General features: G+C 38.1%; 23 protein-coding genes. 13 read left to right on the plus strand and 10 right to left on the minus strand.

Features of this window, described 5'->3' with window-relative positions; genetic code table 11:
- Positions 1–58: 58 nt before the first annotated feature.
- The 3 genes from FFJ24_RS23045 to FFJ24_RS23055 all read left to right on the plus strand — a co-directional run bounded on the left by FFJ24_RS23045 (position 59) and on the right by FFJ24_RS23055 (position 3,081).
- Positions 59–1,531, plus strand: a complete 1,473-nt coding sequence (locus FFJ24_RS23045) for a DUF5687 family protein (protein WP_138819463.1) — start codon at positions 59–61, stop codon at positions 1,529–1,531.
- Positions 1,532–1,533: 2 nt separating this feature from the next.
- Positions 1,534–2,226, plus strand: a complete 693-nt coding sequence (locus tag FFJ24_RS23050; protein WP_138819464.1) for an ABC transporter ATP-binding protein — start codon at positions 1,534–1,536, stop codon at positions 2,224–2,226.
- A 177-nt stretch (positions 2,227–2,403) separates the two neighbouring features.
- On the plus strand, positions 2,404–3,081 hold the full coding sequence (locus tag FFJ24_RS23055) for an OmpA family protein (RefSeq protein WP_138819465.1): 678 nt from the start codon (positions 2,404–2,406) through the stop codon (positions 3,079–3,081).
- Positions 3,082–4,039: 958 nt separating this feature from the next.
- Here the strand turns inward: FFJ24_RS23055 and FFJ24_RS23060 are convergent.
- Entirely contained in the window at positions 4,040–4,390 is a 351-nt protein-coding gene (locus FFJ24_RS23060; protein ID WP_025143454.1) for a hypothetical protein, read from the minus strand.
- 105 nt (positions 4,391–4,495) lie between these two features.
- Here FFJ24_RS23060 and FFJ24_RS23065 point away from each other — a divergent pair, with 105 nt between their 5' ends.
- The 3 genes from FFJ24_RS23065 to FFJ24_RS23075 are packed head-to-tail and all read left to right on the plus strand — an operon-like array spanning position 4,496 to position 7,249.
- Positions 4,496–5,521 (plus strand): Gfo/Idh/MocA family oxidoreductase, encoded by a 1,026-nt coding sequence (locus FFJ24_RS23065; RefSeq protein ID WP_138819466.1) that lies wholly within the window; start codon positions 4,496–4,498, stop codon positions 5,519–5,521.
- A gap of 49 nt (positions 5,522–5,570) precedes the next feature.
- Entirely contained in the window at positions 5,571–6,344 is a 774-nt protein-coding gene (locus tag FFJ24_RS23070; RefSeq protein ID WP_138819467.1) for a zinc-dependent peptidase, read from the plus strand.
- Positions 6,345–6,358: 14 nt separating this feature from the next.
- On the plus strand, positions 6,359–7,249 hold the full coding sequence (locus FFJ24_RS23075; RefSeq protein WP_138819468.1) for a DUF6263 family protein: 891 nt from the start codon (positions 6,359–6,361) through the stop codon (positions 7,247–7,249).
- Positions 7,250–7,298: 49 nt separating this feature from the next.
- Here the strand turns inward: FFJ24_RS23075 and FFJ24_RS23080 are convergent, their stop codons facing one another.
- From FFJ24_RS23080 to FFJ24_RS23100, 5 genes are all read right to left on the minus strand, one after another.
- On the minus strand, positions 7,299–8,282 hold the full coding sequence (locus tag FFJ24_RS23080; RefSeq protein ID WP_138819469.1) for an alpha/beta fold hydrolase: 984 nt from the start codon (positions 8,280–8,282) through the stop codon (positions 7,299–7,301).
- 412 nt (positions 8,283–8,694) lie between these two features.
- Entirely contained in the window at positions 8,695–9,540 is an 846-nt protein-coding gene (locus FFJ24_RS23085; RefSeq protein WP_138819470.1) for a hypothetical protein, read from the minus strand.
- A 4-nt stretch (positions 9,541–9,544) separates the two neighbouring features.
- Entirely contained in the window at positions 9,545–9,919 is a 375-nt protein-coding gene (locus FFJ24_RS23090) for a GntR family transcriptional regulator (RefSeq protein ID WP_138819471.1), read from the minus strand.
- Between the two features lie 17 nt (positions 9,920–9,936).
- Positions 9,937–10,740, minus strand: coding sequence for a hypothetical protein (locus tag FFJ24_RS23095; protein WP_138819472.1), 804 nt, complete (start codon positions 10,738–10,740; stop codon positions 9,937–9,939).
- A gap of 3 nt (positions 10,741–10,743) precedes the next feature.
- Positions 10,744–11,571: an ATP-binding cassette domain-containing protein gene (locus tag FFJ24_RS23100; protein ID WP_138819473.1), complete on the minus strand. Its 828-nt coding sequence runs from the start codon at positions 11,569–11,571 to the stop codon at positions 10,744–10,746.
- Between the two features lie 213 nt (positions 11,572–11,784).
- Between FFJ24_RS23100 and FFJ24_RS23105 the strand changes: the two genes are divergently transcribed.
- The 3 genes from FFJ24_RS23105 to FFJ24_RS23115 all read left to right on the plus strand — a co-directional run bounded on the left by FFJ24_RS23105 (position 11,785) and on the right by FFJ24_RS23115 (position 14,375).
- Positions 11,785–12,204 carry a DoxX family protein gene (locus FFJ24_RS23105; protein WP_246862686.1) on the plus strand — a complete coding sequence of 140 codons (420 nt, stop codon included), beginning with the start codon at positions 11,785–11,787 and terminating at the stop codon, positions 12,202–12,204.
- A 3-nt stretch (positions 12,205–12,207) separates the two neighbouring features.
- Positions 12,208–13,197 (plus strand): aldo/keto reductase, encoded by a 990-nt coding sequence (locus FFJ24_RS23110; RefSeq protein ID WP_138819474.1) that lies wholly within the window; start codon positions 12,208–12,210, stop codon positions 13,195–13,197.
- Positions 13,198–13,295: 98 nt separating this feature from the next.
- Positions 13,296–14,375 carry an NADH:flavin oxidoreductase/NADH oxidase gene (locus FFJ24_RS23115; RefSeq protein ID WP_138819475.1) on the plus strand — a complete coding sequence of 360 codons (1,080 nt, stop codon included), beginning with the start codon at positions 13,296–13,298 and terminating at the stop codon, positions 14,373–14,375.
- 244 nt (positions 14,376–14,619) lie between these two features.
- Here the strand turns inward: FFJ24_RS23115 and FFJ24_RS23120 are convergent, their stop codons facing one another.
- On the minus strand, positions 14,620–16,932 hold the full coding sequence (locus FFJ24_RS23120) for a TonB-dependent receptor (RefSeq protein WP_138819476.1): 2,313 nt from the start codon (positions 16,930–16,932) through the stop codon (positions 14,620–14,622).
- A 117-nt stretch (positions 16,933–17,049) separates the two neighbouring features.
- Positions 17,050–17,382 (minus strand): hypothetical protein, encoded by a 333-nt coding sequence (locus FFJ24_RS23125; RefSeq protein ID WP_138819477.1) that lies wholly within the window; start codon positions 17,380–17,382, stop codon positions 17,050–17,052.
- A 114-nt stretch (positions 17,383–17,496) separates the two neighbouring features.
- Here FFJ24_RS23125 and FFJ24_RS23130 point away from each other — a divergent pair, with 114 nt between their 5' ends.
- The 4 genes from FFJ24_RS23130 (at position 17,497) to FFJ24_RS23145 (ending at position 20,301) form a co-directional block, all read left to right on the plus strand.
- Positions 17,497–18,069 carry a TlpA disulfide reductase family protein gene (locus FFJ24_RS23130; protein WP_138819478.1) on the plus strand — a complete coding sequence of 191 codons (573 nt, stop codon included), beginning with the start codon at positions 17,497–17,499 and terminating at the stop codon, positions 18,067–18,069.
- 116 nt (positions 18,070–18,185) lie between these two features.
- Complete coding sequence (locus tag FFJ24_RS23135) at positions 18,186–18,689, plus strand: GNAT family N-acetyltransferase (RefSeq protein ID WP_138819479.1); 504 nt, start codon at positions 18,186–18,188, stop codon at positions 18,687–18,689.
- Positions 18,689–19,171 (plus strand): MarR family winged helix-turn-helix transcriptional regulator, encoded by a 483-nt coding sequence (locus FFJ24_RS23140; RefSeq protein ID WP_138819480.1) that lies wholly within the window; start codon positions 18,689–18,691, stop codon positions 19,169–19,171. Before FFJ24_RS23135 ends, FFJ24_RS23140 begins: the two co-directional genes overlap by 1 nt.
- A 71-nt stretch (positions 19,172–19,242) precedes the next feature.
- Positions 19,243–20,301: a nucleoid-associated protein gene (locus FFJ24_RS23145; protein WP_138819481.1), complete on the plus strand. Its 1,059-nt coding sequence runs from the start codon at positions 19,243–19,245 to the stop codon at positions 20,299–20,301.
- A 361-nt stretch (positions 20,302–20,662) separates the two neighbouring features.
- Here the strand turns inward: FFJ24_RS23145 and FFJ24_RS23150 are convergent, their stop codons facing one another.
- Both FFJ24_RS23150 and FFJ24_RS23155 read right to left on the minus strand, forming a co-directional pair.
- Complete coding sequence (locus tag FFJ24_RS23150; protein WP_168202539.1) at positions 20,663–23,104, minus strand: TonB-dependent receptor; 2,442 nt, start codon at positions 23,102–23,104, stop codon at positions 20,663–20,665.
- 562 nt (positions 23,105–23,666) lie between these two features.
- On the minus strand, positions 23,667–25,346 hold the full coding sequence (locus tag FFJ24_RS23155) for a Zn-dependent hydrolase (protein WP_138819483.1): 1,680 nt from the start codon (positions 25,344–25,346) through the stop codon (positions 23,667–23,669).
- Between the last annotated feature and the right edge of the window lie 50 nt (positions 25,347–25,396).

The following is a 25,396-nucleotide window of genomic DNA, read 5'->3' on the forward strand; positions in this document are numbered from 1 at the left end:
TTCTTCGAAATGCATACTAATAGGTATATTGACTAAAAATCAAACACCTAAACTAAATATGCTGAGTACTTTTTTAAGCCATCAAAGAAAATCTTTCTGGCGTTCGCGGAACAGGGGCAGTAGTATTGCTGGCCAGATTGTTTTGGGTTTCTTTATGCTTTACTTTTTTGCCATTGCCGTTGGCGTAGGTTTTGGAATGTCGCATTTCCTGCCAAAAATTTTCCCAAACAAAGAAGTAATTTCCAGTTTTAACGGTATTATCCTTTATTATTTTGCATTCGATTTTATCATGCGTTTGCAGTTTCAGGAGTTGCCAACCTTAAGTATTATCCCTTATCTGCACTTAAGGATTTCGAGGAGTAAAATCATCAGGTTTTTAAATGTTAAAGCCCTTTTTTCAGCATTTAACCTTTGGCCATTTTTTATTTTTCTTCCTTTCTGTTTTATTAAGATTTTGCCTGAATATGGAGCACTGGTTATGCTGATGTATATCGTTTCGATATTCTCGGTGATGGTTTTCAATAATTATCTGGTGCTGTACATTAAGCGGAAATCGATCACCAATACCCTTTATACCTTTTTCGGGCTGGTTGTAATTGCAGCATTTGCCGCATTGGAATATTATAAGGTAATTTCTATCATGGCAGGTTCCGATTTTGTGTTTCGTGCCATTGCTGCGCATCCTTATTATGCCTTTGCATTTACCCTGGCAGCTGTAGCTATATTTTACCTTAACTCTACTTTCCTCCGTAAAAACTTATATGTAGAAGAGTTGAGCAGCAAACAAGAGAAAAAGGGCAGTACCGACTATGCTTTCCTTAACCGATTTGGCAAGGTTGGCGAACTGGCCGCTTTAGAGTTGAAATTAATCTTGCGTCATAAACGCCCTCGCTCAGCGGTGATTCTGGGTTTCTTTTTCCTTTTTTATGGATTTATTTTTTACAAGGAAAAAGCAATCAATACCGATGCTTTTGGTCAGATGATGTTCGGTGCCATTTTTATGACGGGTATTTCCATTATTATTTATGGTCAGTTTATGTTTGCCTGGCAAAGTGCCCATTTTGATGGTATATTGGCAAACAAAATCAATTTTAAAGATTACATCAAGGCTAAGTTTTTGCTTTTTACCATTGGTTGTACCATTATTACCGTATTGGCCAGTTTTTATGGGTTTTTAAGTCCGAAATTACTGCTCCTGCATTTAGCTGCTTATTTCTATAACATTGGTTTTGGAACTGTTGTAGTGCTTTACCTTGCTACCTTAAACTATAAACGCCTTGATATCACCAAAGCCGCAAGCTTTAATTACCAGGGAACTGGTGCTACCCAATGGCTTTTAATGTTCCCTTATGCACTTACACCCATTTTAATGTATGTGCCATTTGGCATATTAAATAAACCTTACTGGGGATTGGCCGTAGTGGGCATATTCGGTTTAGCCATGCTGCTGTTAAGGGGCTTCTGGGTAGACTATATTGCGAAACGACTTGAAAAACAACGATATAAAATAGCCGAAGGCTTTAGAGAATAATTATGATTTTAGAAGTTAAGAAATTACAAAAAGTTTATGGCGATAAAACCGTTGTAAACATCGAAGATCTACAGATTGCTGCCGGAGAAACCGTAGGTTTAGTAGGAAATAACGGTGCAGGTAAAACTACTTTCTTCAGGATGCTTTTAGACCTGATCCGCCCAACCACGGGCGAGGTTTTATCGAAAGGCCGGAATGTAATGCAGAACGATACCTGGAAAGATTATACCGCATCATTTTTAGATGAAGGTTTCCTGATCGATTATTTAACGCCTGAAGAGTATTTTATTTTTATTGGCGGTTTACATAACCTTAGTGTTGCCGATGTTTCTGCATACCTTAACCAATACGGCGAGTTTTTTAATAGCGAAATCCTCAATAGTGGTAAATACATCCGCGATTTTAGCAAGGGAAACCAGGTTAAAGTGGGCATTGCTGCCGCTTTGATGCAAAAGCCAGAGATCTTAATTTTGGATGAACCTTTTGCCAACCTCGATCCCACTACCCAGATCCGTTTAAAGAATTTGTTAAAAGCGCAGGCAGGCAATATGACTACTTTTATTTCCAGTCACGATTTAAACCACGTTACCGATGTTTGCAGCAGGATTGTGCTGGTAGAAAAAGGGCAAGTAATCAAAGATTTTAAAACAGATGAAAATACTTTGAAAGAGCTGGAGAGTTACTTCTCTGCTTAGTTTTTGTACTAAGAATGATACAATATATAAAAAGGGTCTTGATTTATCAGGACTCTTTTTTGTTAATAAGAATACTGTTTGTAGCATAAACTATGGAAATGGGCCGAAAATACGGTTATATCAGTTTTTGGCATTGTGTTTGAATATGTCGGGTAGAAATTATAAATCTAGCATATCATGAGTATTTCAAAAGTAAGAATAGCGACATTAAGTATAGGATTAGCCATAGGATCAATGGCATTCCAAAGTTGTGATAGTTTAACTAAAACACAAAAAGGTGCCGGTATTGGTGCAGCAGCAGGTGGTGTAATTGGGGCATTAATCGGTAAAAAAGCCGGTAATACAGCAGTCGGTGCTTTAATTGGTGGTGCTATAGGTGGTACAGCAGGAGCTTTTATCGGACGTAGAATGGACAGGCAGGCAGCTGAAATTCAAAAAGCTATTCCTAATGCAGAAGTTATTCGTGAAGGAGAAGGTATTATTGTCAAATTCGACAGTGGTATCTTATTTGATTTCGATAAAACTGCTTTAAAAGATGCAGCTAAAACCAATATTCAGAGCTTAGCGTCTTCACTAAACCAATATCCTGATACAGATATCAAAATTATCGGCCATACCGATAGCCGCGGTACTGAACAATATAACATGGGGCTTTCAGAAAGAAGAGCAGCAGCAGTTAAAGCTTATGCCGTTTCTCAAGGTGTTCCATCTTCAAGATTAGTTACCATTGGTAAAGGTTTTGCCGAACCAATTGCAGATAACGATACTGATGCTGGCCGTGCAGCTAACCGTCGTGTAGAAATTGTAATCGTTGCTAACGATGCATTAAAAGCTTCAGCGCAAAAACAAGGATAATATTGCAATTTCCCTCTACCTATGAGGTCATTATATATGCAACCCTGGTGTACATCCACCGGGGTTTTTTGTTTCTATGCGTTCAATTGTGGTGTCTGATGTTTCTATCTGACACTGCTGGTCCGTATTCTTTAGTTTTATGAAAGCAGGTTCCTGTGTTTATCGGTTCTGAAAGCCCCGCCATTCGCTTTACCTCACTACATTCGGTGCCCGCTACTGTCGGGTTTAGTTAACCTGGGTTTGGTGCTGACCAAGCCAAACTTACGAAGTTTCGATTAGCACAAGCCCGGACTACTTCGTAAGTTTTTGATGTGGAGTCTGATGTTTCCGTCTGACACTGCTGGTATATTCTTTAGTTTTAGGAAAAGCAGGTGCCTGTGTTTATCGGTTCCGAAAGCCCCGCCATTCGCTTTACCTCACTACGTTCGGTGCCCGCTACTGTCGGGTTTAGTTAACCTGGGTTTGGTGCTGACCAAGCCAAACTTACGAAGTTTCGATTAGCACAAGCCGGGACTACTTCGTAAGTTTTTGATGTGGTGTCTGATGTTTCCGTCTGACACTGCTGGTATATTCTTTAGTTTTAGGAAAAGCAGGTTCCTGTGTTTATCGGTTCTGAGAGCCCTGCCATCCGCTTTACCTCACTACGTTCGGTGCACGCTACTGTCGGGTTTAGTTAACCTGGGTTTGGTGCTGACCAAGCCAAACTTACGAAGTTTCGATTAGCCCAAGCCGGGGCCACTTCGTAAGTTTTTCCAGCACACCTGCAACCCCAAATAGTTGCAGTGGCCGAATTTCTTAAACGGGATTGAAGCGGCATCCTCCCGATCCCGATTCTTCATCGGATTGGGAGATACAGCGAAAAGCCCGGCTAAATCTGAATAGTTGTAATTGCCTTGCTTTTCAAAAAAGAAAGAATATGAAGACCTGTCAGATGGTAACATCTGGTAGCACAATAAGATTAGTCTGCAGAATAAATATCTTCGAAATAACTCACCACAAGCGATTTCATCAGCATTTCCTGCTCCAGCATGGTATAAGGCGGAATGGCTTTAATTAATTTCCAGTGCGGCCAACCATCCTGATCCAAACCCTCCAGTTCATAAAAACCCATTTCGCTCAATAAACGGCAGGTAGCAATGTGCATCAGTTCTTCTTTCTGACGTTTACTGTATTTCTTCGGACCTTTGCCCAGTTCCTGAACACCGATGAGAAAAAGCATCACCTTTAAATCAGGAAAATCGGAATCAAATTCAGTTGAAATCCTTTCCTGTAAAACTTTCCATTTGGCATTAATCTCCGACGGCTTCATATCTGCAAAGATAGTGTAAAAACGTGTAAGCCTTAAGTAAAACGTTTAGGCTTTTTAACACTTAAGCTTGAATGGTAATGGTATTTTTGGTTACATTTATAACCTATGGATAAGAATATCAATAAAACAATTCATGCAGGTTTATTAGCTTACGGCATGTCTGGAAAGGTTTTTCACGCGCCATTCCTAAATGCACATGATGGTTTCAATTTAAAGGCCGTAGTAGAGCGAAGCCATAAAAATGCATTTAACGATTACCCCAGTATTATTAGTTACAACAGTGTTGAAGAGTTGCTGAATGATGAAGAAATTGATTTAGTAGTGATTAATACTCCAAATAATCTTCATTACGAACATTCGAAAGCCGCATTAAATGCGCATAAACATATTCTGGTTGAAAAACCTTTTACCGCTACCACTGCGCAGGCCAAAGAACTTTTCGAACTGGCCGATAGCGTTGGCAAACAGATTTTCTTTTACCAGAACCGCCGCTGGGACAGCGATTTTACTTCGGTAAAAAAAGTGCTTGAAAGTGGCAAGCTAGGTAAGCTGGTCGAAGTTCATTTACGTTACGATCGTTACCGCAATGTTATCGGGCCAAAGGCATTTAAAGAAAAGCCGGTAGAGGCAAGCGGACTACTTTACGATTTAGGTCCGCACCTTTTAGATCAGGTGATCGGTTTATTTGGCAAACCGTTGAGTTTTCATAAAATTTTGGGTAAAAACAGGGCTGGTACTTTGGTTGATGACTATTTTTCGATCCAATTGAGCTATCCTGATAGCGTAAATGTTTTTGTAACCTCGAGCATGTTGGTGGTAAACCCACAGCCAGGCTTTGTTTTACATGGCGTAAACGGTAGCTTTATTAAACAAAGAACCGATATCCAGGAAGAACAATTACTGGCGGGTATGAAATTAACTGATCCAGGTTATGGCGTTGAACCTGCAAATAAGGATGGTTTATTAACCACTATAGATGCTGATGGCAAGAAAACTGAACAGGTCATTAAGTCGGAAATAGGGAATTATCTGCCGCTTTTTGAAGCCGTTTACCAGTCAATTACCAATAATCAGCCATATCCGGTTACCAGAGAAGATGTTCTGGTTCAATTAGAAATCATCGAAAGCTAACCTTATTTGTGCAATCCTTTAAATCCACTTAATCTGTGTAATCTTTATTATGAACTCACTGCCATTTGCTTATTTAATCCCTATTTTTTTGATTGCTCTTTACCTCATCCTTAAAAAAAAGAAGGTTGCTATTGAGCCTTTAACGGATGTAGACAAAAAAATACTCGATGATTATGTAGGCTATTACCATAATCTCGATTCGACTGATAAGCTTAAGTTTGAGCAGAAAGTAGCTGCATTTTTTAGTTCGGTTAAAATTGAAGCGGTAGGCTTGGAAATAACTACTCTGGATGAACTGCTGATTGCCTCAAGTGCGGTTATTCCTATTTTTGGTTTTGACGATTGGCAATACAAAAACTTAACCAGCGTTTTATTGTATCCAGATACTTTTAACAAAGATTTTCAGTTTGATGGTGGAGAAAGGAATATTATGGGCATGGTTGGTACGGGGTATATGAACGGGCAGATGATTTTATCACGTTCAGCGCTGCGTCATGGTTTTTCTAAAAGTGCAGGTAAAGAAAATACGGCCATACACGAATTTGTTCACCTTTTAGATAAATCGGATGGAGCAACGGATGGCGTTCCGGAAAATTTGATGGCACATGAGTACACTTTACCATGGATTAAAATGATGCATGAAGAAATGGAAAAAATTGAGGATAATAAGTCGGATATTAACCCTTATGCCATCACCAATCAGGCCGAATTTTTTGCCGTGGTTTCTGAATATTTCTTTGAAAAACCTGAGCTGTTAAAAGATAAACACCCCGAATTGTATTTTCAGTTAAGCCGTATTTTTGCTCAACAGCCCGCGGGTTAAAAATGAATTATTGAATGAGAGTATTGGCAACCATTATCTGTAGTCTGATTTCGATCAGCAGTTTTGCACAGAAAACTTATGTGTTAAGGCAAAATTATCCAACAGGTTATCGTTATGATTTTACAATCAATTCTGATCAGATCATTAACCAGAAAATTGGCGGTCAGGATGTGCATTTAACGCAAAATATAGGAACGGATTATACTTTCGATATTACCGAAGGACATAATGGAGAAAAAGATGTGAAAGTAACCTACAACAGGATTTTTATGAAATCAGTTGCGATGGGTACTACAATGACCTATAATTCGGATGAGCAGGACATCACCAAAAAAAATCCATTCAGTGGTTTAAAGGGTGCTTCTTTTTTTATGACGGTAACGCCAAACGGAGGGATTAAAACCGTTGCGGGCATTGATAAAATGCTCGATAATATTGCGGCAAGGATGACTACCGATACCAGCCAGGTAAAACAGATCAAAAATGCCTTAAGCAAACAGTTCAGCGAAGAGGTGGTGAAACAGACCATGGAATCATCGTTTAAGATATACCCGGAAAGAGCAGTTAAAATTGGCGACAGCTGGACGGTTGATACAAAACTGCAGATGAGTATGCCTATCGAAACCATTACCGCATATACTTTGAAAGAAGTGAAAGATGGAATTGCTATCCTGAGCGTAAAAGGTTCATTGATATCAAAAGGAAGTTTTGAGACCATGGGCAATAAAATGGAAACCGATTTAAAAGGGACCAACTCAGGAGAAACATCAATTGATATTAAAACCGGGATCGTACTGAACAGTCACTTACGTATAGAGCTGTACGGGAAAATGAAGTCGATGGGACAAGACATTGATTTCGAAATGCAGGGCATTAACAAAATTGTAGGTAAAGAGGTTAACTAAATTATTTAGACCTTATAGGTTTTTTAAACCTATAAGGCCTTTTAAAAAACTACAAACTACCCGTTAACGCCACCAAAAACTCCGTTGGAATTTCGATATGGGGAATATGGCCACAGGCATCAAATTCGATAATTTTGGCCCCTATAATTTTAGCTGCTGTCTGTTTGCCTAGAAATTTGTACTGGCCGTGTAAAGCCTGCTGATCGGATGTAAGCAAGCCTTTTCCCACAATAGTTTTATCTTCTTTACCGATAAATAACACGGTAGGCACCTTTAAATTCTGAAATTCGTAAACCACTGGTTGTTCGTAAATCATGGTATAGGTGAGTGCAGCTACTTTTGCCCAGCGCGGATAATCGGCACTGTTTGTTACACCACCTGCAATATCAACAAAGTATTCGTATTCTGGTTTCCAATAGGTAAAATAAGAGCCCTGATAGTATTTCCTTACACTTTCTGCGGTAGTTTTTAGTTCTGTTTGGTATTGCTGTGCAGTAGTGATGTAAGGAACAAAAGTTTTATAGTCTTCTAAACCGATCGGATTTTCGAGCAGCAGTTTTTCAGTTGTTCCGGGGTACATTAAAGCAAATCGGGTGGCCAGCATACCGCCCATACTGTGGCCTAAAACCACGGTTTTTTGAATGCCTAAGGTATCGAGGAGTTTTTTGTTCCAGGCGGCCATCTGGTGAAAGCTGTAATGGATAAATGCTTTCGATGATTTGCCAAAACCGATCTGATCAGGAACAATAACCCGATAACCAATCTTGGTTAATGCTTTGATGACGTTGCCCCAGTAATAACCTCCAAAATTTTTTCCATGGAAAAGAATTGCTGTTTTGCCGTTTGCATTTGCAGTTGGGGCAACATCCATGTAGGCCATTTTGATATCCTTTCCCTCAGTATTAATCGGGAAATATTTAACCGGGTAGGGGTATTTAACGTTCTCTAAGTTAATAGAAAGGGTATCTGTTTTTGCCTGTACTTTGCTAAAAATAAACAGGCTAAGTGCTAATAACAGGAAGTATCTCTTCATTGATGGCTAATAATGTAAAAAACTAATTGGCTCAAGTTAAACTTTTGCCAATTAGTTAGCTTAAAAATCATGCCCTTTTTACATAGGCTGCTTAAAAGATGTATTGTGTATAAAGTAAAGTGTAAAAAGAACGGCTATATCATCAATACAATTATGTCTGCCTTAGTGATAATTTATTACAAAAGTCAATATGAATGACGGCAATTGATCTACGCGTAAAAATTCTCTCAAGTTACCGTCATTTCGAGCGGAGTGTAACGCAGTCGAGAACCCGAAGGCTCTGCGAAGCAAAATCTGTCTAGATAGATCTCTCCACTTCGCGTTGCTCCGGTCGATATGACGACCATTCTATTGGAGGTTGTCAATGGTAGAGATAATTTATTGTGTAAACCTATCATTCTCATCAAAATTATTATTTAAATAGCTGCTTAAGTAAAGGTGTTGGGATCTGTAATGTTGTAGCGTCTGAAAAATCGCCGACAAATGATTTTACATTAACATTTTGCAGTTGTACTCTAGACGTATCTGTTGTCTTAATATTCAGATTATCAAATGGGAATGGTTTTTTGTTATTTTCATCCATATTTCCGATTTCAATTTCTGAATTATTTGCAATAATGTACAGATCTTTAAAAGCATTGGTATAGCCACTAAACTTAGTCTTATTCAGGTTAAGATATAGTTTGCCGATTTTAGTTGGGTTAATTACACTGGTTTTTCCATTTGCATCGTTGTTCGTAATATCCCCGCTTAAAAATAGATCTTCAACATTATCCAGGTTTAATGTTACAGCATCTGAATGAGCACTAAATTCTAAAATGTTAGCATTCGCAACTGAAACCTTGCTGATCTTTGGACAATAAATCACAACAACAATTTTTTCAATGCCATTATCCTCACTAAAATTTTTAATTGATAATTGAAGTACACCGTTTGCATCTACTTCATATTTTAAATCGTTTTTAAACTTTTCTTGAATCTTAAGTCCATACTTGTTATCTTCTTTTACAAAAAGTTGTACACTAAAACCCTTTGCATTTTTAATCTGAACTGCATTGAAAGGCGATTGCAATGAAACGTTAATCCTTTCTTTCGATTTTTGTTCAAAAGTTTCATTATTGATTTCTTGTGTTCCAAGATAAGAGTCTTCAATTCCTCTTTCCTTGTAATTTACCTTTGCGTTTATGGCCACAACTATAATCGGTATAGCGATTAGTAGTATTGCGAGGCTGATTAATAATTTATTACTTGTTTTCATCTTCTTAAGCGTTAAAATTTTCTTTTACAAATGTTTTGTATTTGCTCTCTAATTCATCAAAGCCGATATTCAATAAATAAATATTCCGGAATACCACCGGAAGTTCATCTTCCATAAATAGTACTTTTCTATAACTTTTTACATGCTCTATCGCATCGTCGGTAATAAAAAAACCGATCCCTCTTTTATTGTTGATGATATTTTTATTCTGCAAGAGTTCGTAGGTACGCATTACAGTATTGGGATTTACCTCAAGCTCAACAGCTAATTCCCTAACCGAGGGTACTTTTTCTTCGGCTTTCCATTTTCCGAGCAAAATATGTTCACATACATATTCTGCAATCTGAAGATATATTGCCTTATTATCTCTAAATTCCATATCTATACCTTTTAAAATTAAACTTCTTTTTCTTTAAGGCGGATGTAGGTAATCGCCCAGATGATGATGGTGATGATGCTTGTTATCAGTAAAAGTGCCAGCAAAATCCAATCTTTATCATCTTTCCTATAATTGTGATAGTAGGGAACCTTGCCTTCCATTATCCACATCGAAAATTTAACTACCAGGTAAGATGCCAGTCCGATAAAAATCATTAGAGATAATGCTGTTTTAATATAATGGAAACGGTTAAAATAAATCGAACCTAAAAGGAATATACTGGTAACAAGAAATGGAAAAGCAAAAAAGTAACTGCAATATTTTCTGTAGCCCTCATCATTAAATACTTCTTTGGTGATGGATTCGGCTTGCCTGATACCCGGATGATTAAATGCATTAAGATTACTGTTGAGATATTTTACAAAAGCCAGATCTGTTAGATAAAAAATCAATAAATAGCTGAAGAGACTTATTATAGCAGTGTAGGTTACGCCTGCAACGAATTTTTCGAAAGTCGAAGCAGGCGTCATCAATTCTAAAATAGCTCTTGATTTCTGTCCAAGGATATTAAAATAGCTACTGGCTACGATACTGATAAAAACAAATCCTAAAATCAAGAAAAGAGGGTAGCGGAAACGCATATCAAGGTTGCCGTCGTAGTCAAAATTATTGTCTTTAAGAGGCGAGGGTATGCTGTAGCTGTAAAATCCCACCGCAATTCCCAATAAAACCACAAGGCTGATCAGGTAAATTTTTCCAAAATCAAGCCATTGTCTTTTAAGCAATAAGCCAAATCGATTAATATTAAATGTGTTGTTCATCGCTTAACTGAATAGAGGTTTAAATTTGATTTTTTCTGCGAGTATGGCATTAAAAAGTAGCTCCATATCTAATTTGCTTTCTTCCTGGTGATAGTTCGGCATTACAGCGTTATAACCAGAAAGGGATGGCTCAGCATAAATAATGCTGTCATCAATTTCCTTTACTTTTTTAAAGGTTAATTTTGCGGTAATTTCTTCTACTGTTGCTTTAAGGGCAATATCGTTCTCATCAAGCATAATCACCGTGTCGATCAGGTTATCCAGATCCCTAACCTGGTGGGTAGAAATGATAATGCAGCGCTCATCCGTCATGGCCGAAGCCATAATTTTCCTGAACTGTGCTTTTGATGGAATGTCTAAACCATTGGTAGGTTCATCCATAATCACCAGTTTCGCCTGGGTGGCCAGACCGAAAGCGATAATTACTTTTTTCTTCTGCCCGTAACTCATATTAATGAGTTTCTGTTCAACCGGAATATCAAATTCTTTGATCAGATTAGTGAAATAATTGTGGTCGAAGTTTTTATAGAAAGGGGCGTTTGCTTTTATATACGCATCAATTTTTACAGATGGCAAATAAAATTCTTCCGGGATAAAACAGATCTGCTCTAAAAGCGCGGGCTGTCTTTTTGCAGGGTCATAACCCATTACCTCCAATGTACCGCTTTGTGCATACACCAAACCGGCGAGATTTTTTAATAATGTCGATTTACCGGCACCGTTTTTACCCAGCAAACCATAAATATGGCCATTGCTTAACCGCATGCTCATATTTTTAAATAATGGCTTATGTTTACTATAGCCAAAATTAAGATTGTTAATGTTGATCATATCTACTGTATTAGTTAAATAATACACTAAAGTATTATCTTATTTTGTTATCTCCAAATTTTTGGAGAAAAAAGTTTGGCGCCAGACGAATAGCGTTGTGGGTTTCCAGTTATATGTCCAACACCTAACGCTCCACACTCGCTCTCCGCCATTGAAAGGTAAAATATCCGTCTAATCATTGTTGCATTAAAACATCCTTAATATGGAGATTGTATGTTTGTAATACATCGATATAATATGGATATTAAATGGGCATATCTACTAAGCCGCTTAGCAATTGGTTTAAGTTTTTTCGGACATGGTTTGGTTCGTTTACCAAAACTTGCAGGTTTTAGCCATTGGATGGTCGTGCAATTTTCGAAATCGTATTTGCCTGATGTATGGGTTATTCCCTTCAGTTATATTTTGCCATTTGCCGAATTTATTGTAGGCTTAATGATTATCCTGGGGTTATTTACCAGGCAAGGCTTATTATTTGCAGGAGTGGTTTCGTTAGCGCTGATCTTCGGAACAACAATAATAGAGAATTGGGAGGCACTGCCTTCTCAACTCATCCATGTGGCATTTTTATCGGTGTTACTCGCATACTTACCGCATAACAGTTATGCGGTTGATAAAATCATTAAAAAATAATTTATGGAATACAGAAAAATTGGAAATTCAGATTTAGAGCTTTCAGTAATCACATTTGGCGCATGGGCTGCTGGTGGCTGGATGTGGGGAAGTACAGATAGAAACGATGCAATTAACGCCATTAAAGCCGGTTACGATTTAGGGGTTACTTCAATTGATACCGCACCAATTTACGGTCAGGGGGATAGTGAAGAAATTGTAGGCGATGCCATAAAAGGTATTTCACGCGATAAATTACAAGTGGTAACCAAATTCGGGATGCGCTGGGATCTTGCCAAAGGTGATTTCGGCTTTAAGAGTAAAAACAATGATGGAAAGGAGATCGATATTTATAAATACGCCGGAAAAGAAAGTGTGATTTACGAATGTGAGCAATCTTTAAAACGTCTGGGAACCGATTATATAGATCTTTACCAGATCCATTGGCCAGATGTAACCACACCGATCAGCGAAACTTTTGAAGCGGTGAGCAGGTTGATTGAACAGGGTAAAGTGCGTTATGCAGGCGTATGCAACTATGATGCAGCGCAATTAAAAGAAGCAGATCAAACTTTAGAAATTGTTTCTAACCAGATCCCATTTAGCATGGTAAACCGGGGTGTTGAAGCGGAAACTGTTCCTTATTGCATCGAAAAAAATAAATCTGTTCTAGCTTATAGTCCGATGGAGCGCGGTTTACTGACTGGAAAAATGACTGCTGATTATAAATTTGAAGAAGGCGATCACCGCCAGGGAAACAAATTTTTCTCACCTGAAAGTATCGAAAAAACAAATGCGTTTTTGGCTAAAATAAAACCGTTGGCCGATGAGAAAAATGCTACCTTATCTCAGTTGGTGTTACGCTGGACGATTGAACGCCCAGGCATAACCATTGCTTTGGTTGGCGCAAGGAATGAAAAGCAGGCTGTACAAAATGCAGAAGCTATTAACGTAAAATTAAACGCTGAAGAAATTCAGTTCATTAATACCGAACTGCAGCACGCAGGTTTTTAAACTTAAACCGCAAAGAAAAGAAGTAATACGCAAAGGTTAAGGTCTTCAATTTCTTTGCGAAAAAACTTTGCGTCCTTTGCGGTTAAACAAAACAAGATATGTCTAAATTATTTTCTCCTTTTACCATAAAGGATGTAACCTTAAAAAATAGAATTGTGATTTCACCGATGTGCCAATATTCTGCTGTTGACGGTTTTGCTAACGATTGGCACCTGGTGCATTTGGGAAGTCGTGCTGTTGGTGGTGCAGGCTTAATTATCCAGGAAGCTTCTGCAGTAACCGCCGATGGAAGAATCACTTATGCCGATCTGGGGATCTGGAAAGATGAACATGTAGAAAAACTGAAACAGATTGTTTCTTTTATTCATCATAATGGTGCTATCGCAGGTATACAACTGGCACATGCGGGCAGAAAAGCCAGTTGTGAGGTGCCATGGAATGGTGGCGAACAGATTGCCGACGGCGAAAACAGCTGGAAGCCTGTTGGTCCATCGCCAATTCCTTTTAAACAAGGACAGGTTGAACCACACGAATTAACGATATCAGAAATTCAGGATATTGTTTTTGCTTTCAGGGCAGCAGCAAAACGCGCTTTGGATGCAGGTTACAAAGTGGTAGAAATTCACGCGGCACACGGTTATTTATTGCATGAATTTTTTAGTCCGCTGAGTAATAAACGCAATGATGTTTATGGTGGAAGTTTCGAAAACCGGATCCGTTTAGTCATTGATGTGGTTGAGGCGGTACAATCGGTATGGCCTGAAAGCCTGCCGTTATTTGTCCGTATTTCGGCAACCGACTGGACAGAAGGTGGCTGGAACGAAAATGACTCTTTGCAGTTGGCTGCGGTATTAAAAGATCGGGGTGTAGATTTAATTGATACTTCTTCGGGTGGAAATGTGCCTGATGCCTTTATCCCAGCCGGACCAAATTATCAGGTTCCTTTTGCAGATAAAATCAGAAATGAAATCGGCATCTATACGGGGGCAGTAGGTGTAATTGTTGAGGCGCACCAGGCAGAAGAAATTTTGGAGCAGGAAAAAGCAGATTTGATTTTCATTGCCCGCGAATCGTTACGTGATGCTTATTTCCCAACACATGCAGCACAGGTATTAGGCGACAATACGGAATGGCCAAACCAGTACGTAAGGGCCAAAAGGGAAACGTTTAAGAAATAATTGAATGTGCCGTTACCCTGAATTCATTTCAGGGTATTCAACCAGACTTCAATAAAAGAGTCGTCATCTCGACTGAAGCGTGGCGGAACGGAGAGATCTATCTTGATAGATTTTGCTTCGCAGAGCCTTCGGGTTCTCGACTTCGTTTCACTCCGCTCGAAATGACGACGGTACTGTATTAACCAAAAAGCGGAGTGATCTCTTCGATCAGCTCCGCTTTTTGGTTGAAATGAAATTAATGAATTTATTTAACCACAGTGAAAGGGATATACAATCCGAAAGTGATGTTTCTGCCAGGGTTGTAAACGCCTAAATTCAGGTTTTCCTGATCAAAACGACCTGGTTTAAACCTGCTTAAAGCATCATAATATTTCTGGTTTAACAGGTTATTAGCCGAAACCGATAATTTAACTGGTTGTTTGCCCAAATTAAATGTAGCACCGATTCCAGCATTTAATAAGGTATAACCGCTGGTTGGCGTTTCAAAAACATCATCCACGCGGGTCTGTTTAAATGCCGAGTTGATCCCTACAGAAAGATAGGCGTCATTTGTGCCTTTAAGTTTAGGCTCGAAACGCAACTCATTTCTCAATGTTCCGGCAGGAATAAATGAAAGCGGTCTGTTTAGGGTATTGTTCTGTGCGTGAACGTATCCAAAAGTATTTTCGAAATGGATAAACGGCACCGGGTGAATGGTTAAACTGGCTTCAGCACCATAAAGATTGGCATTTACCTGTCCGTAGCGGTAAACGTCATAAAGTGTACCATCAGCTACTCTTTGTTCGCCATTGGTAGATGCGTAAATGTAATTGTGGATATAGTTGTTGTAGATACTTGCACTTGCGCTCACAATTTTTCCTTCATATTCTAAAGCAGCATCTACCTGGTAACTGCGTTCAGGGTTTAAGGCAGAGTTACCCACCTCGTATCTAAATGTACCCTCATGCACGCCATTCGAACCTAACTCTGCCGGGTTTGGCGCACGGAAAGCCGAACCTGCATTGGCTTTAAAGTTCAGTTCATCAGTAAATTGATGCGTAAAACCCAATGCGCCGCTTACATTAGAAAACTTGTTTTTAAACGGTGCAAATTTTTCTTCGCCATCATCAAAAAGTTGCTTTCCGTTATTTTTTCTAAAATCGTAACGGGCACCAATACTAAATGTACTGTTTTCCCAGTTTTTCTTTGCGTAAGCAAAAGCGCCTAAACCAAAAGTATTGTAAGCAGGGATTAAAAACTCTGTTCCTTTATTTTGGCTATGGCCATCATCTACACTTATACCAAAAACGGGTTGCCATCCATTGGTTTCGTGGATATAATATTTCAGATCTGCATTGTACGTTTTAAGATCGAAGAATAAAGCTGGGTCTGGTCCGTCTAACTCTCGGCGTTGGTTCTGCTGATAGCCAAAATCAGCTTTTAAATTGCCATTACCCAAAATAAAATTGTTGTTCAACGCAATTTTATAATGCCTGATATCCTGACGTGGATATTCTAAAGTACGGTTTTTATAATCATCGTTGGTAAATGCACTACCATCTTCTTTAACAAAATTTCCGTTGTCATCTAAGGTTGGCTCGTAAAAACCAATGTTGTTGCGGAAACTTGAAACGTTCAAGTGGGTATAACCCCAGCTTTTATTTAACCCCACCATACCACTTAAATCGGTTTCGTTAAAGCCAGAATTTGGGAAGTAACCTGTAGGCGTTTTAAAAGAATAAGCATTTTTATAGGTTCCACGGGCTCTCCAAACAAAACCGTTTTCGTTACCGTTTAACATTAAGGAGTTGGCGGTAAGTCCGTTGTTGGTAGAGTAGTTACTAATAAATTCACCTTTTATCTGTCCTTCTGGTGCTGAACTAGGCTCTAATAAGTTAATTACACCGCCTAATGCGTCCGAACCATAAATTAATGATGCTGCGCCACGTAAAACTTCGATTCGGTCTGATTTAAACTGATCGATTTCGATGCCATGTTCGTCGCCCCATTGCTGGCCCTGTTGTTTAATTCCGTCATCTAAAGTTACAATCCTGTTGTAGCCTAAACCTCTTATTACCGGTTTGGAAATAGAAGGTCCGGTAGTGATCTGCGATACTCCGGGGATTTTAGTTAATGCGTCTATTAAATTGGTAGAAGGCTGCAATAACTGATCTTTGCCTACTATCGCCGACGAAGCACTATTTCGTTTGCTGGTACTACTGATTAAACTTCCTGTGATTACGATTTCCTTTGTTTCTATTGCAGTAGGTTGTAAAGAAAATTCTAAACCGGCTGCGCTGGCAAAGTTTACCACTTGCGTAGCGGTTTTGTAGCCTACGTAATGTACTTCTACCAGGTAACTCCCTTTTGAGGGAAGGTTGTTTAAAGTAAATTCTCCATCATTGTTAGTTACGGCCGAAACCTTTAAATCCGGAATAAAAATGGTTGCCCCTGGTAAAGTTTGTTTTGTGCTGGCATCAATAACCCTGCCTTTTATATCTTTTAAAACGGCAGCGAAAACAGTGCTGCTTAATAACGTAAATAGCATTACCAAGCCGATAAGCTGTAATTTTTTCATGTGTTGGGTATAAATAAAAATGATCAGAAAGCCCGATACATAGCCTGTTTGAAGCTAGGTTTAGGTTTCATGTAAATAAAAATTGGTTTAGCGCGCTTGCGCTTAGAAATGAAAAAATTAAGCTAAAGGAGGGCCGCGTAAGCAGGTACGCTTTATTTCGGTAAAAGCATTCTTTAACGTAGGTTCGGTACGGTTAAAGATTTTAGCTGATAAAAAAATCCTATAAATGTGGTGTGTTTGCACATAGTTTTTTTCAAAACTAGCATTACAGATTAAACAGGTATCGCCATGAGCCTGTACGTGGCTAACATGTTTACAGTTGACCTCTTTCTCCACAACAGGAAGAGGACTATGATGGTGAAATACACTCCATGGAGTTAAAGCAATAGCAAATACGATCAGCATAAATGCCGATAAATATTTCTGAATGTTTAGTCTATGCTTTTTCAACAGGTCAAAAGTAGTAATTCCTGAGCAATTATATATATTTGAAAAGTAACATTACTTTTATAAGTGCACTAACCAACAATTTTCGCAAAGGTTTGAGACTAAAACTAATCACCAATGAAATTTATCAGGAAAAATATATTCAATACTTTATTTGTCATTTTCCTATTGGTAATTGTTTTTGTACCCGATGCAAAAGCATTTTTGATTAAAGGCTTGATGGAGATTGGTTTTTATAAACCCAACGTTGAAACGCCAAAAGAAAATGTTGCAAGTCTCAATGGGATCCGGTTTAAAGATGTAAAAGGGAATCTCATTGATCTTGGCGATTTAAAAGGCAAAGTTATTTTCCTCAACTTTTGGGCAACCTGGTGCCCGCCGTGCAGGGCCGAAATGCCTTCGATTTACAAGCTTTACACACAATTTAAAGACGATAAAGATGTAGTATTCATTTTTGCTGATGCTGACGGAGATTTTGCTAAATCGGGCAAGTTTATGTCCGACCGCAAATACACAATGCCAATCTATAAAGAAGAAAGTGATATTCCGGAAAAAGTATTTGCCGGTGCCTTGCCTACAACTGTTGTTTTTGATAAGCAGGGCAGGCTATCATTCAGACATGAAGGTGTCGCAAATTATGCCGATCAAAAGATCATTGATTTCATCAATAAATTAAAAAGTAGCCGTTAGCTCCTGTTAAGCTTAAACTTTTCTAAATCATCCAGCATCAAATTTGATGAAGAAATAATATATGTATTTGCAATATATGTAGTTAACTACATATATTTGTTTTATAATAATTAGCCATGCAAAAAGAATTTAAAATTGAACGTTTAGATAATCAATTCTGTGAAGCGATTATCGGGTTGATCCTGCCCATACAACAAATAGAATTTAATGTAGCTATCGATCTGGCTGCACAACCCGATTTGTTGGATATCGAAAAAAATTACGATGGTACTGGAGGCGCATTCTGGGGTGCCAGGCTAAACGGCGAACTTATTGGTACCATTGCCTTAATTGCACAACCCGATCATCATGCCGGTGCCATCAGAAAGATGTTTGTTAAAAAAGAATTCCGTGGAAAAGCGCTTGGGGTAGCGCAGGCTTTATTAAAAACCCTTATCGGATATTGCGCAGATAATAACCTGGATAAGGTATATTTGGGTACCAAAAATATATTGCAGGCTGCCTGCCGCTTTTACGAACGTAATGGATTTAAACAAGTGGTTATGGAAGATCTTCCGGTTTATTTTCCCCGCATGGCTGTAGACAACGTGTTTTATGGTCTGGATTTAAAATCTGTTTAATGGAACAAAATGTAATTGATGCTTCTGGCTTACTCGCCATTTCTACACGTTTACAACGGCTCAGCGACCAGATCCGTAAGGACGGATTATTGATTTACAAAGCATTCGGAATCGATTTTCAACCTAAATGGTTCCCGGTGCTGTATACTTTATATAAAAAATCGACCATGAGCGTCGTTTCTCTTTCTGATGAAATCGGTTATGCCCATCCTTCTACCATCAGTTTGTTAAAGGAACTGGAGAAAGAGAAACTCATCCGTTCTAAAAAGGATAAGATTGATACCCGTAAACGCCTGGTAGAACTTACCGAAAAGGGCAAAACGCTACTGTCAACCATGGAACCGGTTTGGGAAGTGATTATTAAAGCCACAGCAGAGATTACAAATACAGAAAATAACCTGATGAAAGCCATAAATGAGGTAGAAGCCGCACTACAGGAGAAAAGCTTTTTGCATAGGGCAGAGGTTTATATTAAAAAATGATTGAGTGAGCCATTGATTGAATGATTGAATTTTGAAAGGGGTTAACCAATGATTTTACTATTTTTGCTGCCATGATTTCATTTTTCGAGGCTTCGCTTAAACAACTTTCCATCCACCACACCGGTAATAAACTGGTTGAAGAGTATTACAAATTATCTGATGCCCCGTTAAAAATCGAGGATAAATTATTAGGAAACCTGCTGATGCAGTATTTCTTAAAGCCTTTCGAAAAAGTTAATGAAGTTTACCGTTTTTATCACCCTAACGATAATTTACAACTGAACGAAGTATTCCATTTTGCACATGAGATTTTTGAAAACAATGTGCTTTTTCATGAAGACTCGCAGCAACTCGCCAAATATTTATACGATGTGGCCAACCACCCCAAAATTAAATCGGGTGAATTGTATGTGGCTTATTTCGAAAAAGTGCAGATAGAAGGCGAGCAGTTGGATGTTTTAGGGATTTTTAAATCGGAAACTAAAGATACCTACCTAAAGGTTTACCCCGAGCTGGATGGTTTTAACATGAGTTACGAGCAGGATGCCATCAGCATTAATAAATTGGATAAGGGCTGCTTGATTTTTAATGTAGAAAAGGAAGAAGGTTATAAGGTAGTGGTGCTGGATCAATCTAAAAGCAGCAACGATTCTGCTGTTTACTGGAAAGATGAATTTCTTAAATTAAAAATCAGGAACGATAGTTATAACCAGACCAATAACGTTTTGGGCGTTTACAAAAACTTCGTGACGCAGAAACTGGATGATGATTATGAAATCAGCAAAGCGGATAAAATCGATCTTTTAAACCGTTCGATGAAATACTTCAAAGAGAAGGAAACTTTTGATATCGAAGAATTCGGGAATGAGGTAATCGGTAATGCAGAAGGGATCGAATCGTTTAAGAACTATAAGAAGAACTACGAAGAGGAGTTTGAAAGTCCGATTGCCGATCATTTTGAGATCGCCGAATCTGCCGTTAAAAAACAGGCCCGGGCTTATAAAAGTGTGTTAAAATTGGATAAAAACTTCCACATCTATATCCATGGCAATAAAGACATGATCGAGAAAGGTTACGACGATGATAAATCGATGAACTTTTACAAGGTGTATTTTAGGGAAGAAGAGTAGCATTAGTCCTGAGTCTCTTGGCGATCGTCAATTTTGGACTAATGTTAAAAAAACCAATTCCTCGGTCTGTGTCTCCACCAATGCTATTAACTTAATGCTGCCACCTTTTTCTGAATAGATTCCAAAAAAGTCTTTTATCTGAGTAATTGTCGAAATATTATACTCAACAGATTTCTTAAAAAGGTTTAATAGTTTGATTTTCAAATATTTACATATATATACAATTGGATTGATTGGGAACAGATCAAGGGAGAGTTATAGTCGGATCTTCATTTCAACTGAAGTGCAGCGAAATGGAGAAATCTTTTAATATAGTCCAAATATTTCTCCACTGCGCCAGAAATGACCATAAAAATCACCCCTAATTCTTCATCCTTCCCTGTTCTGCTTCGGTACCTGTTGAGCGTCTACGGGCAGGTTTAATCTCATTTTTGCCAAAACGGTAAGTAAAGCTGATTCTGCCAATGCGTGTTTCATTTTTTTGATGTAACGAGTAGGTTAAACCAGGATAGGCGCTTGATAAATTATTTTCAGACATATTAAATACATCTGATAAGGCCAGCTTCAAACTTGCTTTTTTGTTAAACAGCGATTTGCTCAAACCTGCATCAATATAGTAACGGGCTTTTAAACTTAGCGTTCCATAATCCAGCGGCGATTCGTAGCTACCGTTTATTTCCGCTGTAAAACCGTCCATAATGGTAAAGGTTTGCTGCGATTTAAATTGGAAAGATGTTTTTCCGGTTTTTAAAGCACTCCCGGCCAGGTCTGGTGCTTCAAAACTGAGATAAAAAACATTTAAGTTATTATTGGTCTGCCACCATTTCGTAAGCTGAACGGGTATATTTAAATTGGCATTGTAGCTGATGTTTATGGCAATATTTGCATTGGTTTGATATAAAGATTGATTTGCTGCATCTGGCAAAATTACCTCAGCAATTACATCGTTAATCCTGCTATAGCCTATAGAGAGCATATACTTTTGCAACAGGGTATAACTGAGCTCAAAATTGTGTGTATACTGTGGGTTTAAAAATGGATTCCCTTTGCTATAGGTAAATTCATCTAAGTAATAAATAAATGGATTTAAAGCATCATAACTGGGGCGGTCTATCCTTCTGCTATAAGAAAACCCTAACTGATTGTTTTTTGAAAGCGTTTGCTGAACAAATAACGTTGGAAAGAAATCCCAGTAATTTCGCTCCACAACGGTATTTTTAGTAATTAAATTTCCTTTCGAATTGGTTTGCTCAACCCTTAAACCAATCTGTACACTGGTATTTTTAAACTGTTTGTTAATATTGGTATAAGCCGCATTTACATTTTCATCGTATACAAATTGATTGCTTCTTTTAACATCATTCTTCCACAAATCATTTACATACACTTCAGCCTGGAGATCGTTATCCGTTTTAACCCAGCTGCTTTTAACCCCGGCTTCAAGTTTAACCGTTTTGTTTAGCGAAACGTTATAATCGATTTTAAATGCCTTGATGTCAATAATCGAAGGGGTGCTGTTCCTGGTATATATGACCGGGCGGATTCTGTCTCCATTTTGAAACCGATAATCGTTTTCATAATTAGAACCATCGTTTCCTTTGTATTTGGAATAATCTACATCTGCCGAAATTTCTGAACCCGCAGTATCCAGAACAGATTTATAATTTAAGTTATAAGAAACGTTATTGTATTTGTTTGCCTGCAATGAGTTGGTTATCAGGCTGGAATCTGCTCTTTGAAAAGACGGACCAATTAAAGTATTGTTTGCGGAAGCTTCGGTGCCATGGTTGAAATATCCATTTACCAATATACCAATAGTGTTTTTCTTATCGATAAAATAGTCTAAGCCTGCTTTAAGGTTATTGTTATATTGTTTTCTTTTGCTCTCACCTACCTGCATAAAGTAAATATCGGGTGTACCATTCGAAATCCGGTCGATAGAGATCAGATTATCACGCTCAAACTTGCCATAGTTGTAGTTGCCAAAAAGATTAAGTTTCTGTGTACGGTGGTTCAGGTTTAAACCTGCATTTCCCCTTAGGTTTTTACCATATCCTAAAGATCCGTTTATACTGCCATTTGTTCCGCCATTTTTGTTTTTCTTCGTTTTGATGTTTATAATTCCTGAATTACCTGAAGCATCATATTTGGAAGATGGATTGGTAATCAACTCAATGCTTTCTATGTCTGAACTCTGCATATTCCGTAGCAGGTTGGCTACATCGGCACTACTCATATAAGTTTGCTTGCCATCCAATTGAATTAAGACACCCTGTTTGCCCATCATCGAAATTTTATCGTTTTGATCTACCGTTACGCCTGGTGCTTTTTGTAAAATTTCCAGCGCGGTTGAACCTGTCATAATCGAACTATTGGAAACGTTCATCACGATTTTATCCATTTTTCTTTCGATTAATGGCTTGGTTATCGCTACATTCACTTCTTTTAAGTTTTGAGTGCTTGCAACAAGCTGTGCCGTTCCGAAATCTACTTTTTGATTATCTTCTGTTAAAACAATGGTTTTACTTCTAAGCGTTTTATAACCCATGTTACTGGCTTTATAATAATAGCTCCCCTTACCCGAAACATTGAAATTAAATTTTCCGCTTGGATCGGTAAATGCTGTTTTAACCACGCTGGAATCTGATGCTTTAAAGAGTACGACGGTAACATAATCTGCAGGTTTTTTGGTCTCATCTAAAATTACCCCACTAATATTCGGTTTAGCATTTGTTTGCGCAAAACCTATTGTGACATTTAAAAGAAGTGTAAGGGTTAATATTATTTTGTATAGTGTTTTCATATTTAGGTGTTTATTCTTAAAAAAATGGGCAAAAAGCTTTCTATAACGCATGTACATGCGCTTTCAATTTAATTGCCTTCTTATTTTAAAGTTTAGTCCGGAAACGAAAGGTTCCCATGATTGTGTTATAAGTAAGACGACCGTTTTTTAAAAAGGTTACAAGGATTTAAAAAAAGTCCGAAGTTGGGAGTCTGAAGTCAGGAATAAATTACACTGTAACTCCAATATGGTCGTCATGGTGAGGATTAATTTATTGTATAGATCAATATAAATGACATGCCTGTTAAGGCATCGCCATTCCCAACTCGATTGGGAATCTTAATGCCGTGGTAGGGTTTTAGGTAGCATTAAGATTTCCGCCTGTGCGAGAATGATGATCCTTCTTTGCTATTGGTAAAGAACTTTTTAATGGACCCTGTCAGTTAATCAATTAAACAGTTTAAAAAATTAACCCTTGCTCATAAATTAACCAATGACCAATGAATCAAACTAAAAAAGCCATAGATAACAAGTTCGTACCTGCACATCTATGGCTTTAAATTCCTGAGTAAAAGTGAATCTTTTATTTTACCCCAAGTACATCAACGCCTTGTTCGAAAACAACATCAACAGGAATATTCTTTTTAGTCAACCGTTCCAAATCTGTTTGAAGTTCTGTATGGATAACCGCTTTTTCTTTTTGTGCTTTTTCTACTGCGGCTTTATCGCCATTACCTTGAAGCGTAAGAATAAATGCACTTAAATCATTCATAGCTGTAGCAAATTTTTCGAAGTTTACTTTGTAAGTGCCTTTAGCCGTACGCTCAAAAGCTCCTTTTTCCTGAAAATAATTAAAGCACTGCATATTCGCTTTTCCGTGTGCTTCAGAAACACCAAAGCGAACTGAACGTAAAATGCCAGCCATAAATGTGGTATAATAATCTTTTATATCACCTTTTAACTCACCTTTTTTAAGTAAGCCGGTTACCATATATAAACCTAAAATATCGGCTTTGCCTTCTTCCAGCCAGCTATATTGTTCTTTTAATGCGGCACGTACAAAGCCTTTTCCGGTAATGGTTTTTTTAATCCCTAAGCCATGTGCTACTTCGTGGAACATTACGTTTGCAAAAAAAGCGTCAAATTTAATGTATTGCTGTTGATCTGTGTCGATCAGCTCTTTTGAAATCGGCACTAAAATTTTATCAAATTTCGCCTGCATTGCATTTTTCAGCTGCGAACGGCGCGTGCCCTTTTCCTGTTGAATTTTTTCGTCATTCGGGAGATTAACGGCGATGGTTTTCGATCCCGCGTTACAGTCTCCCGCATAATAAACCACGTCATAAGCATTTAATTCAGAGTCAGTTCCGGGCGTTTCTGCTTTGTATTTTGCTGCAACGGGCAGGTTTTTCTGTAATTCGGGAAGCATTTTTACATACTTCGCCAGGCGTTTGCTCCACTCTTTATCTTTGATTAAAACATAAGCTTCGTAACTGGTGCGGGCATTAAACAGCTTATCCTCGTAATTTTCAATCGGGCCGATAATAATATCCAGACCGTTGTTTTTCATATCCAGCCAGGCATAATCACTTGCAGTAAAATTATCTGTTACCAAAGCATCGGCCCTTAAGTTTAAATATTTTTTTAAGCCGGCATCCTCAGCAATCAGAGCGGCCTGTTTTAACAAAGAACTTACTTTTTGTAACTCTGCAGCATACAATACATGATAGGGTACTGTTGATAATTTGCCAGTACTGTCTTTTTGAACGACAGAATATGCCCCGAACTTATCAGCAAGGTCCGATTTCTCTATGGCTTCTTTTGTAATTCCGTATGGATAAAAAGATGCTCCTTCCGGTTTTGGGCCAACACCTGCGACAAAAGGTTTATCATTATTTAATCTATCCCACGGGCCATAATTGATATTAACAAAATCGCGTGTTTTTTCATCTTTAATGGTTGCGAGCAAGCTATCTCTTTGCGGGTAGGCTTGTTTCCAATATAATTGATCCATAATTTCTGCTGCCTGAATTAATAAAGGCAAAATTTTACGGTCGTTAACACTTAACTCATTAATATTGGTGGTTAATTTTACCCTTTCGTAAATAGGCAGGCGTTGAGCAACATAATTGATCAGACTATCTTTTTGTACTACTATAGCTTTTTCATCCTTAGATTTATTATTGCCGGTACAAGACGATAAAGCGCCTACAGAGATGGCTACTGCAGATAAAAATAGGCCTGATTTGTATAAATTCTTCATATTAAAGTATATGGCCGCTAAATTAGTAAATTTTGAAAGCTTTGTATAAA

The sequence above is a fragment of the Pedobacter sp. KBS0701 genome (assembly GCF_005938645.2).
Classification (GTDB): Bacteria; Bacteroidota; Bacteroidia; order Sphingobacteriales; family Sphingobacteriaceae; genus Pedobacter.

What these genes read in the sequence shown, in the direction of transcription:
- FFJ24_RS23150 (WP_168202539.1), bottom strand. Translation starts at nt 23,104, where the DNA reads ATGAAAACACTATACAAAATAATATTAACCCTTACACTTCTTTTAAAT.
- FFJ24_RS23080 (WP_138819469.1), bottom strand. Translation starts at nt 8,282, where the DNA reads ATGAAGAGATACTTCCTGTTATTAGCACTTAGCCTGTTTATTTTTAGC.
- FFJ24_RS23085 (WP_138819470.1), bottom strand. Translation starts at nt 9,540, where the DNA reads ATGAAAACAAGTAATAAATTATTAATCAGCCTCGCAATACTACTAATC.
- FFJ24_RS23140 (WP_138819480.1), top strand. Translation starts at nt 18,689, where the DNA reads ATGGAACAAAATGTAATTGATGCTTCTGGCTTACTCGCCATTTCTACA.
- FFJ24_RS23105 (WP_246862686.1), top strand. Translation starts at nt 11,785, where the DNA reads ATGTTTGTAATACATCGATATAATATGGATATTAAATGGGCATATCTA.
- FFJ24_RS23060 (WP_025143454.1), bottom strand. Translation starts at nt 4,390, where the DNA reads ATGAAGCCGTCGGAGATTAATGCCAAATGGAAAGTTTTACAGGAAAGG.
- FFJ24_RS23045 (WP_138819463.1), top strand. Translation starts at nt 59, where the DNA reads ATGCTGAGTACTTTTTTAAGCCATCAAAGAAAATCTTTCTGGCGTTCG.
- FFJ24_RS23155 (WP_138819483.1), bottom strand. Translation starts at nt 25,346, where the DNA reads ATGAAGAATTTATACAAATCAGGCCTATTTTTATCTGCAGTAGCCATC.
- FFJ24_RS23120 (WP_138819476.1), bottom strand. Translation starts at nt 16,932, where the DNA reads ATGAAAAAATTACAGCTTATCGGCTTGGTAATGCTATTTACGTTATTA.
- FFJ24_RS23130 (WP_138819478.1), top strand. Translation starts at nt 17,497, where the DNA reads ATGAAATTTATCAGGAAAAATATATTCAATACTTTATTTGTCATTTTC.
- FFJ24_RS23135 (WP_138819479.1), top strand. Translation starts at nt 18,186, where the DNA reads ATGCAAAAAGAATTTAAAATTGAACGTTTAGATAATCAATTCTGTGAA.
- FFJ24_RS23110 (WP_138819474.1), top strand. Translation starts at nt 12,208, where the DNA reads ATGGAATACAGAAAAATTGGAAATTCAGATTTAGAGCTTTCAGTAATC.
- FFJ24_RS23145 (WP_138819481.1), top strand. Translation starts at nt 19,243, where the DNA reads ATGATTTCATTTTTCGAGGCTTCGCTTAAACAACTTTCCATCCACCAC.
- FFJ24_RS23070 (WP_138819467.1), top strand. Translation starts at nt 5,571, where the DNA reads ATGAACTCACTGCCATTTGCTTATTTAATCCCTATTTTTTTGATTGCT.
- FFJ24_RS23090 (WP_138819471.1), bottom strand. Translation starts at nt 9,919, where the DNA reads ATGGAATTTAGAGATAATAAGGCAATATATCTTCAGATTGCAGAATAT.
- FFJ24_RS23055 (WP_138819465.1), top strand. Translation starts at nt 2,404, where the DNA reads ATGAGTATTTCAAAAGTAAGAATAGCGACATTAAGTATAGGATTAGCC.
- FFJ24_RS23115 (WP_138819475.1), top strand. Translation starts at nt 13,296, where the DNA reads ATGTCTAAATTATTTTCTCCTTTTACCATAAAGGATGTAACCTTAAAA.
- FFJ24_RS23095 (WP_138819472.1), bottom strand. Translation starts at nt 10,740, where the DNA reads ATGAACAACACATTTAATATTAATCGATTTGGCTTATTGCTTAAAAGA.
- FFJ24_RS23075 (WP_138819468.1), top strand. Translation starts at nt 6,359, where the DNA reads ATGAGAGTATTGGCAACCATTATCTGTAGTCTGATTTCGATCAGCAGT.
- FFJ24_RS23100 (WP_138819473.1), bottom strand. Translation starts at nt 11,571, where the DNA reads ATGATCAACATTAACAATCTTAATTTTGGCTATAGTAAACATAAGCCA.
- FFJ24_RS23050 (WP_138819464.1), top strand. Translation starts at nt 1,534, where the DNA reads ATGATTTTAGAAGTTAAGAAATTACAAAAAGTTTATGGCGATAAAACC.
- FFJ24_RS23065 (WP_138819466.1), top strand. Translation starts at nt 4,496, where the DNA reads ATGGATAAGAATATCAATAAAACAATTCATGCAGGTTTATTAGCTTAC.